The following is an 11931-nucleotide window of genomic DNA, read 5'->3' as shown; positions in this document are numbered from 1 at the left end:
ACACGGACACCGTACATGGACACCGGACGGATCGAAGCGCTGGCCCTGCGCGCCAGCCTGGCCGCGCCACCCGCGCGCGTGGACGGCGTGCGCGCCATCGCCGGCATGGGACTGGACGGCGACGTGCATGCCGACCCGCTGTCGCCGCGCCAGCTGCTGCTTGCCGGCACCGATGCGTACGACGCGTTCGCGCTGCCGCCGCACGCGCTGCGCGAGAACCTGCTGGTGGACCTCGACACGTCGCGGCTCGCCTCCGGCACCGTGTTGCGGATCGGCGAGACTGTCCTGCTGCGCCTGATGTTCCAGTGCGAGGCCTGCGGGCACCTGGATGGCCACCGGCCCGGCCTGTCCATGCGCATCGGCACGCGGCGCGGCATGCTGGCGCGCGTCCTGCGTGGTGGACGCATCCGCCCGGGCGACCGGGTCAGCAGCGCGGGCCCGCCGTTGCCGGCGTGGTCCGACGACTGGCGCGAGCGCATCGTGCACGTGCTCGACGCCATGCCGCCCGCGAGCGTGATCACCTATAAACGGCTGGCCCAGCTGGCGGGCGTCGCGTCGAGTTATTGCCGCGCCTTCCCGGGCGTCATCGCCCGGATGGGACCGTTCTATGCGGGCAGGGCGGTGCCGACGCAATCGAATACCGCCCTGCCGCGCTGGGATGGTTATGGGTTGTTCGGGCACGCGGCGGACGATGCGATCGAAGAGCGGTTGTTTTCCGCCGAAGTCGTGCCTTGGAGCGGCTGGACGTCGTAGCGGACGTCGCCGCGATCCGCCGCCTGCGGTCCGGTGACGAGGTAGGCATCCCAACCGAGGCGCCCGCCTGACGCGGGGCCGCGGATCGTGCTGCGTACCGCCGCGCCGCGCAGGATCAGTTCGATTTCCTAGTCGAGCGTGACACGGGCCAGCAGGCCAAGCAGGCTCTTGAGGGCGCGCGCAGCCAGGCCGCCCGGCAGGAACGTCGTGAAACCGGCGTGGTCCAGCGGGCCGATGACGATGCGCAGCCGCAGGTCGCGCTGCCACACGCGGATGCCGGCCATCGCGCTCGTTCCCGGGACGGCGGTGGCGCGGCCGGGGACCGTCTGCTGGGCCGGCGGTACGTCGTACCAGGCGCCGACGAATTGCTCGACCCGGACGGGCTGGCCGAAATACTCGGACAGCACGCGGCCCATCTGCACGGCCGAGGGTGGACGCCGGCGTCGCGCAGCTGGCCGGGATCGCCGCGGCCGGCGACCCGGCCCGGTGTCACGCTGGGGGTGGCGTGCGCGTCACACGTCGGCGACGGGACGGTGGCGCGCAGGGCGCATGACCGGACCTTGTTCACTGCCCGTCGCGGGCGGGCGCGCGCCACGCCTGCGTGCGGCCCAGCACGTGGCTGTCGATGGTTCCCTTCCTGGCCAGCTGGCCGCCGATGCCGAAATTCAGCAGGCAGACATCGTCGTCTTCCGTCTCGCGGCCCTGGAAGCGGCGGGCCCACGGATCGCGCGGCGGCGCTTCCTGCGTGGGCCGGCGCGGCACGGTCGGCGCCCGCGCGGCAGGTCGCGCCGCAACGGGTTCGTCGAGGATGGCGGCGCGCTGGCCGCTGGCGCTGCAGGCGACGAGCGCGCAGACGCCGGCGCGTTGCGCCCATGCAGGCAGCGGCGCGAAGGTCATTGCGGCGGCCAGCGGCAGTAATGTGCGGAGCGAAGTCATGGCGTGCGCCCGGTCGATGACGGAGACGTCACTGTAGCGGCTTGCCGCGGCCGGCGGATGTCCGATTGTGTCCGATACGCGTCCCGATACATGCGCTTGCAAAAATCCTGCGCTACCATGGGCGGCCTGACATCACATCGAGGAGACGGCGCATGATCTATCAAGGCAGTTGCCATTGTGGCCGGGTTGCGTACGAGGTGGAGGGAGATATCCAGGGTGCCCTCGCCTGCAATTGTTCGATGTGCCTGCGCAAGGGTTCCCTGCTCTGGTTCGTGCCGCGTGCGCAGTTCCGCCTGCGCACGCCCGAGGATGCCGCCGCCACCTACACGTTCAACAAGCACGTCATCAAGCATCGGTTCTGTCCGGACTGCGGCATTCACCCGTATGCCGAAGGGACGGACTCCAAAGGCAATGCGACGGCGGCGATTAACCTGCGCTGCATCGATGGCCTCGATCTGGCCGCGATTCCCGTGCGGGAATTCAACGGGCGCGACAGTTAATTCAGGCGCGGCGCGATCACGAGTTCAGGCTGCGGCCGCGGCGCGTGGGCCGACAGTTCCGCCGGCGCCAGCTGCTGCGGCAGCGTCACGATCCTCTCCCACAGCGCGAAGCCGGCCGTGCGGCTTGCCTTGCTGAGCTGGTAAGCAGGCAAGGCATCGACGCCGTGCGCCAGCCACAGTGCCTCGTACGACGGCGTCAGGCGCGCGTCGTGCCACGCCTCGGACAGGGGCGCGAACGTTTCCTGCAGGACGGCGGCCGTGCTGCGCATCCGCACCCAGCGGTGGTTCAGCCAGCCGTTTTCCTTTTCGGCGGGATTCAGGAATCGCTCGATGACCTGGCGCGCCGCTTCGTCGCCGCTGCGGCTCATCACGTCGATGGCGGCGCGCGTCATGTTCAGGTTCAGGCCCCCTTCCCGCTTCGTGTGGCGGATCTGCACGACGCGGTCGCGGTAGCCCGGCGTGCGCTTCAGCGCTTCGTCGCGCCAGGTGCGGATCGTGCGCAGGATGGCGCCCGTAAAGCGCGGCAGCGAGGGACTGCCGTCGGTCTCGTCGACCGGCACCCAGGCCGCCGTGATGCCGGCGTTGTTGTTCGACGGCAGAGACACGCGCGCGGCGAACGGATCGCTCTCTTCCAGGTCGTCCTGCAGCGTGACGCCGAAGGTCGGGCGGGTTGGCAGGATATTGTCGAAAAAGTGAATCGGGAAATTGCTGGTCAGGCCGCCGTCCGAAAACCACACGCGCAGCAGCTCCACGCCATCCGCATGCACCGGCAGCGCGCGCAGGCGGAACAGGGGCACCGCCTGCAGCAGCACGGGAAAACTGAGGCTCATGCGCGCGGCCACGACGAGCGGCAGGTCGTCCGGATCGGGCATGAAGTAATAATCCTCGCCGGCGGCGTTCATGCGATTCAACAGCGCCACCGTGCGTGCGCCGTGGCGCGTGTGGCGGGAACGTGCCTTCATCCAGTCGACGATGGCGGGCGGGAACAATGCGGCCAGTTCGGATGCGCGGAACACGAGGTCGGCGCTCGAATGCGGCAGGCGGTGCGCGCGCAGCTCGGAGAGGCCGGTCGTCATCAGCGCCAGTTCGATCGGCGGCTCGGACGTGCGCAGCTGGCCGAACGTCAGCGGCGCATCGAGCGGCAGGCCGGCGATGTCTTGCACGAGCGCGTGCAGCCATTCCGTCAGCGCGGGCGGATTGTCCGGACCCGTGCGCAGCCCGGAACAGATGCCGCAGCGGTTGGCGCGCAGCCCGCGCCAGGCCGACAGCGTGGCCTGCAGCAGCGCCCCGCCCAGCGCGCCCACGACCATGCACAGGCCGAACCACAGGGCGCTGGCGATGCCGGCCAGGGGCACGCGCGGCCAGTGTCCGCCCAGCAGGCTGCTGCTGATCAAGAAGCCCAGCAGCCACAGGCTCGCGCCCACGACGGCGCCCAGCGGGAAATTCCACAGCATGGCGAACGACAGGTAACCGGCAGCCTTGGTCTTGTTCGTCTCGTTGAGGGCCGCCGCGATCACGCGGAAGTGCGGCCGCAGCGCGACGCAGGGCTGGAACAGCGAGAACAGCCGGGTGTGGCCGCCGACGCTTTCCTGCAGGCGTCCCGGCAAGCGGGCCAGCAAGTGAAAGCCGTCGTCCTCACCCTGTTTATCCTTGCGCACGCGGTTGCGCTTGAACTGGGCCGCCGCCGTCGCAATCGCCGCCACCGCGCCGACGCTGGTGCCGCCGATCGAGCGCAAGGTAAACCGCTCGGCCAGCCGTGCCACGAACGCGGGGTAGACCACGCCGGAGGTCACCCCGCCTTCCATCACGATATCGCATTCTTTCGGTAAAAAGTCGCTCATCGTCATCCGCGTGCATGCATGATGTGTCGATTATGCGCGATCGGACGGCGGATAATGCCGAAATCGGTGAAGCGGCTACGCCGGCACGCCGACGATCACGCTGGACGCCTTGAACATCGCCGTGGCCGTGCCACCTTCGGCCAGTCCGAGCGCCCGTGCGCTCTCGTTGGTGATGATGGCGGCGATGCTGCCGCCGCCCGCGAGGTCGAGGACGACTTCCGCGTTGACGGCGCCCGGGATCAGGCGCGCGACCTTGCCTTCGAGCCGGTTGCGCGCCGAGAAACGGGCGCCTTCGGCTTCCGTCACGAGGATGATCGACGATGCCTTGATCAGGACGAACGCCTGGGCGCCGATGGCGAGGCCGAGGCTGGCCGTGCTCTCGTGGGTGACGATGGCGACGATCTTGTGGCCGCCGGCGATGTCGATGTCGATCTCGTCGTTGACGGCGCCGGCCTGGACCCGCGACACCTTGCCGAAGAACTGGTTGCGGGCGCTCGTTTTCATGTTCAGTCTGCCGATCAGGTTAAAGTCGGCGGCCAGGTCGCCGGCCTGCCGGTTGAGTTGTTCGACGAATTGCTGGTGGATCTGCTCGATCGCGCGGAAGTTCCTGACCAGTTGTGCGCCGCGTGCCGTCAGCCGCGTGCCGCCGCCGCCCTTGCCGCCGGTCACGCGTTCGACCAGCGCTTCGCCGGCCAGGTTGTTCATCGCGTCGATCGCGTCCCAGGCACCCTTGTAGCTGACGCCGAGCGCTTTCGCGGCCTGGCTGATCGATCCTGTTTCGGCGATCGCGGCCAGCAGCCCGACCCGTCCCGGCCCGCCGAATTTTTCGTCGCCGACCGTCATCCAGACGGAGCCCTGCAGCGCGAAACTGGTGCTGTCGCTTCCCACGATTTCTCCTGTGTGGCCTGATAACTATAAGCAATGCGTTACAGGCGTTATCGCCCACAACGTATTTTGTTTCGTTATATACTCTACTACATAACGCGAACGACAGGAGTCGAACATGAAGCAGCTTGCCGGCCTGCTGGCCCTGATGGCATGGGGCACCGCCCAGGCGGATGACGTGCAGGTGGCCGTGGCCGCCAATTTCACGGCGCCCATGCAAAAGATCGCGGCGGCATTCGAAAAAGACACCGGCCACAAGGCCGTGCTGGCCTTCGGCGCGACCGGCAAGTTCTACGCCCAGATCGTCAACGGCGCGCCGTTCGAGGTGCTGCTGGCGGCCGACGACGCCACCCCGGCGAAACTGGAAGCGGAGCACCGCACCGTGCCCGGCACCCGGTTTACCTATGCGACCGGCAAGCTGGTGCTGTGGTCCGCGCAGGACGGCTATGTCGATGACAAGGGCCAGGTCCTGCAGACCGGACACTATGCCCACCTGGCGATCGCCAACCCCAGGACGGCCCCGTACGGCGCCGCCGCCGTCGAGACCTTGACCAGGCTGAACCTGTACGACCGCGTGCGGGGCAAGCTCGTGCAAGGAGAAAACATCGCCCAGACCCACCAGTTCGTCAGCACGGGCAATGCGCCGCTGGGCTTCGTCGCGCTGTCGCAGGTCTATCGCGACGGCAGATTCACGTCGGGCTCGGGCTGGATCGTGCCGGCGAACCTGCATGCGCCGATCCGCCAGGACGTCGTCATCCTCGCCCGGGGCGGCGCCAATCCGGCCGCCAGGGCGCTGGAAGACTACCTGAAGTCGAACAAGGCCAGGGACATCATCCGCTCGTACGGCTACGCACTGTGACGCTCGATGCCGGCGACCTGTCCGCCATCCGGCTGACGCTGGAACTGGCGACGGTCGTGACCTTGCTGCTGCTGGCGCTCGGCACGCCGATCGCCTGGTGGCTCGCGCGCACGCGCTCGCGCCTGCGCCACGCGGTCGGCGCGGTCGTTGCCCTGCCCCTCGTGCTGCCGCCCACCGTGATCGGCTTTTATCTGCTGCTGGTGCTGGGACCGAACGGCCCCGTCGGCAAGCTCACGGAGGCGCTCGGCATTGGCCTGTTGCCGTTCTCGTTCGGCGGTCTCGTACTGGCGTCCGTGTGCTATTCGCTGCCCTTCGTCGTGCAGCCGCTGCAGAATGCGTTCGAGGCGATCGGTCCGCGGCCGCTGGAAGTGGCGGCCACGCTGCGCGCGGGTCCGTGGGACACGTTTTGGTCGGTGGCGGTGCCGCTGGCCCGGCCCGGTTTCCTGTCCGGCGCCGTGCTCGGCTTTGCGCACACGGTGGGCGAATTCGGCGTCGTGCTCATGATCGGCGGGAATATCCCGGACAGGACGCGCGTCGTTTCCGTGCGCATCTACGACCACGTGGAGGCGCTCGAATACGCGCAGGCGCACTGGCTGGCGGGCGGCATGCTGGCCTTCAGTTTCAGCGTGCTGCTGGCGCTGTACACCTTGTATCCGCAAGCGATGAAAGGACGGCGTTGATGGGCAATGGCCTCCACGTGCGCCTGCGCATGGACCGCGGCGCCTTTCGGCTGGATGTCGATCTGGCCCTGCCCCAGCGCGGCATCAGCGCCCTGTTCGGCCATTCCGGCTCGGGCAAGACGACGATCCTGCGCGCCATCGCCGGCCTGGAGCGCGCGCCCGGCGGTTACGTCGCGCTCGGCGACGACGTCTGGCAGGACGATGCGCGCGGCGTGTTCGTCCCCGTGCACCGGCGCGCCCTCGGCTATGTGTTCCAGGAAGCGAGCCTGTTTCCGCACCTGTCCGTGCGCGCCAACCTGGAGTTCGGCCGCAAGCGGGTGCCGGCACAGGAACGCCGGTTCGCGCTGGCGCCGGTGGCGGACCTGCTGGGGATCGCCAGCCTGCTCGAACGGCGGCCCGACGGCCTGTCGGGCGGCGAGCGCCAGCGCGTGGCGATCGCGCGCGCCCTGCTCGCGTCGCCGCGCCTGCTGCTGATGGACGAACCGCTGGCCGCGCTCGACCTGCGCCGCAAGCTGGAAATCCTGCCTTATCTGGAACGCCTGCACGAGGAGCTGGCGGTCCCGATCGTCTACGTCAGCCACGCCCCGGACGAAGTCGCGCGGCTGGCCGATCATCTGGTGCTGCTGGAGGACGGCCGGGCCGTGGCCAGCGGACCGTTGACGGAGACGCTGGCGCGCGTGGACCTGCCGCCCAGCTTTGCCGACGATGCCGGCGTCGTGCTGGAGACGATGCTGGCCGGCCACGAGGAAGACGATTTATCGCGCCTGGAATTCGCCGGCGGCACGCTGTGCGTGGGCCGGCGCCGCGAAGCCCTCGGCACGCACCTGCGCTGCCGCATCCACGCGCGCGACGTCAGCCTGGTGCTCGCGTACCCGCAAGGCTCGAGCATCGTCAACCGCCTGCCGGCCGTGGTGACGGCGGTCGCCGCCACCGACACGCCGGGCCACGTGCTCGTGCAACTGCGGATGGGGCCATCGCCGCTGCTGGCGCGCATCACCGAACGCTCGCGCCGCGAGCTGGACATCGTACCCGGCCTGCAATTGTGGGCCCAGATCAAGGGCGTGGCGCTGCTCAACTAAATCTGAAATCGGGGTCAGAGCCCGATTTTGGGCAATTTCCTAAATTCGGGCTCTGACCCCGGTTGGACTGACGTTGGCGTCAGCGCACTCGGCGCATCGACGAGATGCGGTTGTTCATCCGGTCGAGCATGTCGTAGCGGCCCGGGCCGAGGACGACGCACTCGCCGCGGAAGTCGGCGTGTTCGCAGAATTCCCAGCGGCCTTCGCGGATGATGATGGAGGTGGCGCGGTCGTTGAAGCCGACGTCGTTCAGCGCGCGCACATCCTGCGACAGTTCGACTTGCTGGCCTTCGAAGCGCGGGCCGGCGAACATCACGACGTCGGGGCCGCCACGGTCGCCGCCACGCGGGCCGTCGCGATCGTGGTCACGGTCGTGATCACGGTCGTGATCGCGCCAGCGGCCACGGCCGCCGCGGTCGTCGCGGTCGACCTGGCGGGCCGACGAGACGGCGTCGTTGAAACCCGGCAGCTGGCGGTATTCGCCCGGCCCGAACTCGGCGCAGCGGCCGCCGAAGTTGGCGTGCTCGCACAGCAGCCACCTGCCGGAAGTGACGACGGCGCTCGACGCGCGGTCGTTGAAACCGAAGTCGGCCAGGTTGGGGGCGTCGCGGTCGATGGTGACGCGGTTGCCGTGGAAATTACTGTCCGAGAACAGGGTGAGGTCGCCGGCGACGGCGGCGTGCGAGAGGGTGGCCAGCACGGCGGCGGCGGCAAGCAGGCGTTTCATGATATCTCCAAGGGTGGTCGTGCGCCTTCCGTCGGCGCTTGTGTTGTTAACGCGGGGCCATTGCGGGCGGCTGACAGTTTCCTGTAACAAATTCCTACTGGCCTCCGTCCAGCACCGGGCAGCCAAACCCCGGCTGCGCCAGTTCGCGCGCCAGGCTGGCGCGCAGGGCGGCGAGGCCCGCGATGCGCGCGTCGATGTCGTCCAGCTTGCGCAGCAACGCATCGCGCAACTGCGGTGCGGCGGCGGCGGGATCGTCCAGCAGCGGCAGGCCGGTCTCGATTTCGGCCAGGGTAAAACCGAGCGCCTGGGCGGCGCGCAGGTAGCACAGCCATTGCACGGCCTCGGGCGCATAGTCGCGGTAGCCGTTGCCCAGCCGGCGCGACAGCAACAATCCGCGCTTCTCGTAAAAGCGCAGGGTGTCTCGGCTGAGGCCGGTGGCGGTGGCGAGTTCTCCGATCTGCATGCGGTCGTTCGATGAAAGGCTTGACCTTGGAGTGTACTCCAGGGTTCATGATGCCGACACCATCACATCAGGAGATTTCCATGCATGCCATGAGCCGATCCGCCTTTCTCACCGTCGTGCGCGCCAGCGCCGCCTACGACCTGCTGCTCACGGCGCCGTTCGCCACGCCGTGGACGTTCGCCTTCCTGCACGCCCGGCTGTCGGCCGTGAACCAGAGCCTGGGCGGCCATGCCTTGCCCGATTTCGGCCCGTTCCACGTGCTGTTCGCCTGCCTGATGGGCAGCATCGTGCTCGTGTGGTCCGTGCTGCGCCTGCGCGCGGCGAGCGTCACGCTGGGCCGCTACGACGGCGTGGGCCGCTTCCTGTTCTCGTGCTGGATGGCGTGGACACTGGCGGCCACCGGCGCGCCGCTGTTATGGCTGTTCCTCGTGCCGGAATTCTGCTGGGGCGCCGTCCAGTGGCTGCCGGTCGCTCAGGCCGGCGCCGGCAACAGCACCGAGCGCGCACCCTTCACCAGCGCCGCGCCCATGCGTTCCAGCCGCGGCGGCTGAATGCGCCAGGCGTGCCAGTACAGCGACACGTCCACGTGCAGGTGCGGCGTCAGGTCGACGAGGGCGCCGCCGGCCAGCATGTCCGCACACTGTTCCAGCGGCAGCAGGCCGTAGCCGAGACCCAGGCGGATCGCCTGCACGTACGGATCGCTGGACGGCACATAGTGAAACGGATACGCGCCTTCCGGCAGGCCGAAGTGCTGCAGCAGGAAGGCCGTCTGCAGCCGGTCGTTGCGGTCGAACACCATCACCGGCGCCCGGCGCGCGGCTTCGCGCGTGATCCCGCCGGGGAACCAGCGCGCGGCGAAGCGCGGCGCCGCCACCATCCGGTAGCGCATCACGCCCAGCGGACTCACGGTGCAGCCGCGCATCGGTTCCGTCTCGCCCGACACGCAGGCGAGGGCGAGCCCCTGTTCCAGCAGCGCGAACGTGTGTCTCTGGTCGCCCGTGACGAATTCCACCAGCAGCCCTTCCTCGATCAGCACCGGCGCCAGCACGGGCAGCAGCCACGTCGCCAGCGTGTCGTTGTTGACCGCCAGCGCGACGCGCACCGGGCCCGGATCGCTCCGCTGCTCGGCGCAGAACTCGTCTTCCAGCAGCGCGCGGCGGCGCAGGAATTGCAGCAGGCGCATGCCGGGCGCCGTCGGCCGGCAGGGACGGGCGCGCACGAGCAGCGGCGTACCCAGGTCGTGTTCCAGCGCGGCGATGCGCTGCGAGATGGCGGACGGCGTCACGTTCAGCAGGGCGGCGGCCTGCTCCAGGCTGCCGCTGTCGACGGCGGCGACGAACGCCTCGCTGCGGCGCGGATCGATTTTCATCTTGGATTAGCCTGACTTAATGAACCTTAGAATTCATTAATATAATTGATGAAGGCGCATCCGGGAGGCATGCTGCTCCGCAATATCGACGAGGAGCCAACATGTTTTCACAACCTGTCTTTTTACAAGGCCTCGGCATGGGCGCCAGCCTGATCATGCCGATCGGCGCCCAGAACGCCCACGTGATCCGCACCGGGGTCGCGGGCCGCCACGTCGTCCTGACGGTCGCCACGTGCATCCTGATCGACGTCGCCCTGATCGCACTGGGCATGTCCGGTTTCGGCGCGTTGATCGAACGTTCGCCGGCGCTGCTGCTGGCGGCCCGCTGGGGCGGCGCGGCGTTCTTGCTGTGGTACGGGGTGCGCTGCCTGTCGAGCTGCTGGCGCGGGGCGGCGGCGCCGGATGCGGGCAATGGCGACCAGGCGGCGGCAACCGCGTCGCGTGCGCTGGGCATCGTGCTCGCGATGTCGCTGCTCAATCCGCACGTCTACCTGGATACCGTCGTGCTGCTGGGCGCCGTCGGCAGCAGCCTCGCCGCCGGCCACCGCGCGTCGTTCGCGGCCGGCGCGATGACGGCGTCACTGCTGTGGTTTTCGGTGCTGGGCCTGGGCGCGCGCCGCTGCGCGTTCGTGCTGGCGCGTCCCGCCGTCTGGCGCGCCGTCGAAGCGTTTACGGGCGCGACGATGCTCGTGCTGGCCGTCCTGCTGCTGCTGGAAAGCTAGGCTGCCAGCGGATCGGCCGGCAGGTCGCGGGCCAGCGCTTTACCGTGTTCGACGGTCATCTGCGCCGGCAGCGGCACGCCGTTTTTCACGGCCGTCAGTTCGGCCAGGATGGAGACCGCGATCTCGTACGGCGTCTTGCTGCCGATGTACAGGCCGATGGGACCGTGCAGCTTCGCGATCTGGTCCTCGGTGAGGTCGAATTCGCGCAGGCGCTCGCGCCGCCGCGCATTGTTGGCGCGCGAGCCGATGGCGCCGACGTAGAACGCGTCCGTCTTCAGCGCTTCCATCAGGGCGAGATCGTCCAGTTTCGGGTCGTGGGTGAGGGCGATGACGGCGCTGCGGCTGTCCAGTTTCATGTCCAGCACGACGTCGTCCGGCATCGTGTGCACGACATCGACGCCGGGGAGATTCCAGCTGGCGCGGTATTCTTCGCGCGGGTCGCACACGGTCACCTGGTATTCCAGGCCGACGGCGATCTGCGCCAGGAACTGCGCCAGCTGGCCGGCGCCGATGATCAGCATGCGCAGGCGCGGACCGTGGATCGTGACGAGCGTGTCGCCGTCCATCCGCAGCTGCTGGTCCGCTTCGCCCTGCGCCAGTGCGACCGCGCCGGTTTTCAGGTCGAGCGCGCGCCGGGTCAGCACGCGGCGCTGGGCCAGCGCGAGGAGTTCATCCATGCGGCTGTGCGGGCCGAGCGGCTCGACGACGAGCTGGATCGTGCCGCCGCAGGGCAGGCCGAAGCGGTGCGCCTCGTCGGCCGAGATGCCATAGGTGATGACTTCCGGCGCGGTGCGCACGATGCCCTGTTCGCGCACGGCCGCGATCAGGTCGTCCTCGATGCACCCGCCGGAGACCGAGCCGACGACCGCGCCGTCGGCGCGGATCGCCATCGTCGCGCCTTCCGGCCGCGGGCTCGATCCCCACGTCCGCACGACGGTCACGTACTCGCAGCGCCAGCCGGCGCGCAGCCACTGGTCGCAGGCGTGCAGCACTTCGAGGTCGATACTGTCCATTGCCATCCTTTTTGTTGCCAAACGAAAATTCACAAGCCCGCGCGCGGGCACCGGGAATCCTAACGCAAAAACGCCGGCGAGGCTCGTCCATGCACCGGACGAAA

General features: G+C 68.9%; 14 protein-coding genes and 1 pseudogene. 7 read left to right on the top strand and 8 right to left on the bottom strand.

The window, feature by feature from the left end; all coding sequences use genetic code 11:
• Window positions 1-15: 15 nt before the first annotated feature.
• A complete protein-coding gene (locus tag U9J41_RS12815; RefSeq protein ID WP_322402569.1) occupies window positions 16-753 on the top strand; it encodes an MOSC domain-containing protein in 738 nt (245 codons plus the stop codon).
• A gap of 128 nt (window positions 754-881) precedes the next feature.
• On the opposite strand, the pseudogene U9J41_RS12810 reads toward U9J41_RS12815, so the two are convergent.
• Both U9J41_RS12810 and U9J41_RS12805 read right to left on the bottom strand, forming a co-directional pair.
• Window positions 882-1208 (bottom strand): annotated as a pseudogene (locus U9J41_RS12810) (type VI secretion system baseplate subunit TssG); the annotation flags it as partial.
• 109 nt (window positions 1209-1317) lie between these two features.
• A complete protein-coding gene (locus tag U9J41_RS12805; RefSeq protein ID WP_322402568.1) occupies window positions 1318-1689 on the bottom strand; it encodes a hypothetical protein in 372 nt (123 codons plus the stop codon).
• A 152-nt stretch (window positions 1690-1841) separates the two neighbouring features.
• Between U9J41_RS12805 and U9J41_RS12800 the strand changes: the two genes are divergently transcribed.
• Window positions 1842-2189 (top strand): GFA family protein, encoded by a 348-nt coding sequence (locus U9J41_RS12800; RefSeq protein ID WP_322402567.1) that lies wholly within the window; start codon window positions 1842-1844, stop codon window positions 2187-2189.
• Here U9J41_RS12800 and U9J41_RS12795 read toward each other — a convergent pair.
• Window positions 2186-4030, bottom strand: a complete 1845-nt coding sequence (locus tag U9J41_RS12795; RefSeq protein WP_322402566.1) for a patatin-like phospholipase domain-containing protein — start codon at window positions 4028-4030, stop codon at window positions 2186-2188. The genes U9J41_RS12800 and U9J41_RS12795 overlap by 4 nt on opposite strands.
• A gap of 75 nt (window positions 4031-4105) precedes the next feature.
• Window positions 4106-4873 carry a TOBE domain-containing protein gene (locus U9J41_RS12790; RefSeq protein ID WP_322402590.1) on the bottom strand — a complete coding sequence of 256 codons (768 nt, stop codon included), beginning with the start codon at window positions 4871-4873 and terminating at the stop codon, window positions 4106-4108.
• A 160-nt stretch (window positions 4874-5033) separates the two neighbouring features.
• Here U9J41_RS12790 and modA point away from each other — a divergent pair, with 160 nt between their 5' ends.
• From modA to modC, 3 genes are read left to right on the top strand one after another with little or no spacing between them, the layout of a single operon-like run.
• On the top strand, window positions 5034-5774 hold the full coding sequence (gene modA, locus U9J41_RS12785) for a molybdate ABC transporter substrate-binding protein (protein ID WP_322402565.1): 741 nt from the start codon (window positions 5034-5036) through the stop codon (window positions 5772-5774).
• Window positions 5771-6454 carry a molybdate ABC transporter permease subunit gene (modB, locus tag U9J41_RS12780; RefSeq protein WP_322402564.1) on the top strand — a complete coding sequence of 228 codons (684 nt, stop codon included), beginning with the start codon at window positions 5771-5773 and terminating at the stop codon, window positions 6452-6454. Before modA ends, modB begins: the two co-directional genes overlap by 4 nt.
• The gene (modC, locus tag U9J41_RS12775; protein ID WP_322402563.1) at window positions 6454-7533 is read left to right on the top strand and encodes a molybdenum ABC transporter ATP-binding protein; all 1080 of its coding nucleotides are present in this window, start codon (window positions 6454-6456) and stop codon (window positions 7531-7533) included. The genes modB and modC overlap by 1 nt, the downstream gene beginning before the upstream one ends.
• 79 nt (window positions 7534-7612) lie before the next feature.
• On the opposite strand, the gene U9J41_RS12770 is transcribed toward modC, so the two are convergent.
• Both U9J41_RS12770 and U9J41_RS12765 read right to left on the bottom strand, forming a co-directional pair.
• A complete protein-coding gene (locus U9J41_RS12770) occupies window positions 7613-8260 on the bottom strand; it encodes a beta/gamma crystallin family protein (RefSeq protein ID WP_322402562.1) in 648 nt (215 codons plus the stop codon).
• A 94-nt stretch (window positions 8261-8354) separates the two neighbouring features.
• Window positions 8355-8723: a MerR family transcriptional regulator gene (locus U9J41_RS12765; protein WP_322402561.1), complete on the bottom strand. Its 369-nt coding sequence runs from the start codon at window positions 8721-8723 to the stop codon at window positions 8355-8357.
• A gap of 89 nt (window positions 8724-8812) precedes the next feature.
• Here U9J41_RS12765 and U9J41_RS12760 point away from each other — a divergent pair, with 89 nt between their 5' ends.
• Window positions 8813-9274: a hypothetical protein gene (locus U9J41_RS12760; RefSeq protein WP_322402560.1), complete on the top strand. Its 462-nt coding sequence runs from the start codon at window positions 8813-8815 to the stop codon at window positions 9272-9274.
• Here the strand turns inward: U9J41_RS12760 and U9J41_RS12755 are convergent.
• Window positions 9196-10092 (bottom strand): LysR family transcriptional regulator ArgP, encoded by an 897-nt coding sequence (locus U9J41_RS12755; protein ID WP_322402559.1) that lies wholly within the window; start codon window positions 10090-10092, stop codon window positions 9196-9198. The genes U9J41_RS12760 and U9J41_RS12755 overlap by 79 nt on opposite strands.
• Before the next feature lie 101 nt (window positions 10093-10193).
• Between U9J41_RS12755 and U9J41_RS12750 the strand changes: the two genes are divergently transcribed.
• Window positions 10194-10814: a LysE/ArgO family amino acid transporter gene (locus U9J41_RS12750; RefSeq protein ID WP_322402558.1), complete on the top strand. Its 621-nt coding sequence runs from the start codon at window positions 10194-10196 to the stop codon at window positions 10812-10814.
• On the opposite strand, the gene U9J41_RS12745 is transcribed toward U9J41_RS12750, so the two are convergent.
• Window positions 10811-11827 (bottom strand): XdhC family protein, encoded by a 1017-nt coding sequence (locus tag U9J41_RS12745; protein ID WP_322402557.1) that lies wholly within the window; start codon window positions 11825-11827, stop codon window positions 10811-10813. The two genes, U9J41_RS12750 and U9J41_RS12745, sit on opposite strands and share 4 nt — an antisense overlap.
• Window positions 11828-11931: the final 104 nt, after the last annotated feature.

Origin of the sequence: Massilia luteola (genome assembly GCF_034420155.1) — a bacterium.
In the GTDB taxonomy this organism is placed as follows: Bacteria; Pseudomonadota; Gammaproteobacteria; order Burkholderiales; family Burkholderiaceae_D; genus Telluria; species Telluria luteola.
The sequence above is the reverse complement of the archived record's forward strand: the minus strand, read 5'-3'. Positions and strand labels throughout refer to the sequence as shown.

Excerpts from the sequence above, each read along its gene's own strand:
- U9J41_RS12815 (WP_322402569.1), top strand. The coding sequence starts at position 16 with ATGGACACCGGACGGATCGAAGCGCTGGCCCTGCGCGCCAGCCTGGCC.
- U9J41_RS12805 (WP_322402568.1), bottom strand. The coding sequence starts at position 1,689 with ATGACTTCGCTCCGCACATTACTGCCGCTGGCCGCCGCAATGACCTTC.
- U9J41_RS12800 (WP_322402567.1), top strand. The coding sequence starts at position 1,842 with ATGATCTATCAAGGCAGTTGCCATTGTGGCCGGGTTGCGTACGAGGTG.
- U9J41_RS12795 (WP_322402566.1), bottom strand. The coding sequence starts at position 4,030 with ATGAGCGACTTTTTACCGAAAGAATGCGATATCGTGATGGAAGGCGGG.
- U9J41_RS12790 (WP_322402590.1), bottom strand. The coding sequence starts at position 4,873 with ATGACGGTCGGCGACGAAAAATTCGGCGGGCCGGGACGGGTCGGGCTG.
- modA (WP_322402565.1), top strand. The coding sequence starts at position 5,034 with ATGAAGCAGCTTGCCGGCCTGCTGGCCCTGATGGCATGGGGCACCGCC.
- modC (WP_322402563.1), top strand. The coding sequence starts at position 6,454 with ATGGGCAATGGCCTCCACGTGCGCCTGCGCATGGACCGCGGCGCCTTT.
- U9J41_RS12770 (WP_322402562.1), bottom strand. The coding sequence starts at position 8,260 with ATGAAACGCCTGCTTGCCGCCGCCGCCGTGCTGGCCACCCTCTCGCAC.
- U9J41_RS12765 (WP_322402561.1), bottom strand. The coding sequence starts at position 8,723 with ATGCAGATCGGAGAACTCGCCACCGCCACCGGCCTCAGCCGAGACACC.
- U9J41_RS12760 (WP_322402560.1), top strand. The coding sequence starts at position 8,813 with ATGAGCCGATCCGCCTTTCTCACCGTCGTGCGCGCCAGCGCCGCCTAC.
- U9J41_RS12755 (WP_322402559.1), bottom strand. The coding sequence starts at position 10,092 with ATGAAAATCGATCCGCGCCGCAGCGAGGCGTTCGTCGCCGCCGTCGAC.
- U9J41_RS12750 (WP_322402558.1), top strand. The coding sequence starts at position 10,194 with ATGTTTTCACAACCTGTCTTTTTACAAGGCCTCGGCATGGGCGCCAGC.
- U9J41_RS12745 (WP_322402557.1), bottom strand. The coding sequence starts at position 11,827 with ATGGACAGTATCGACCTCGAAGTGCTGCACGCCTGCGACCAGTGGCTG.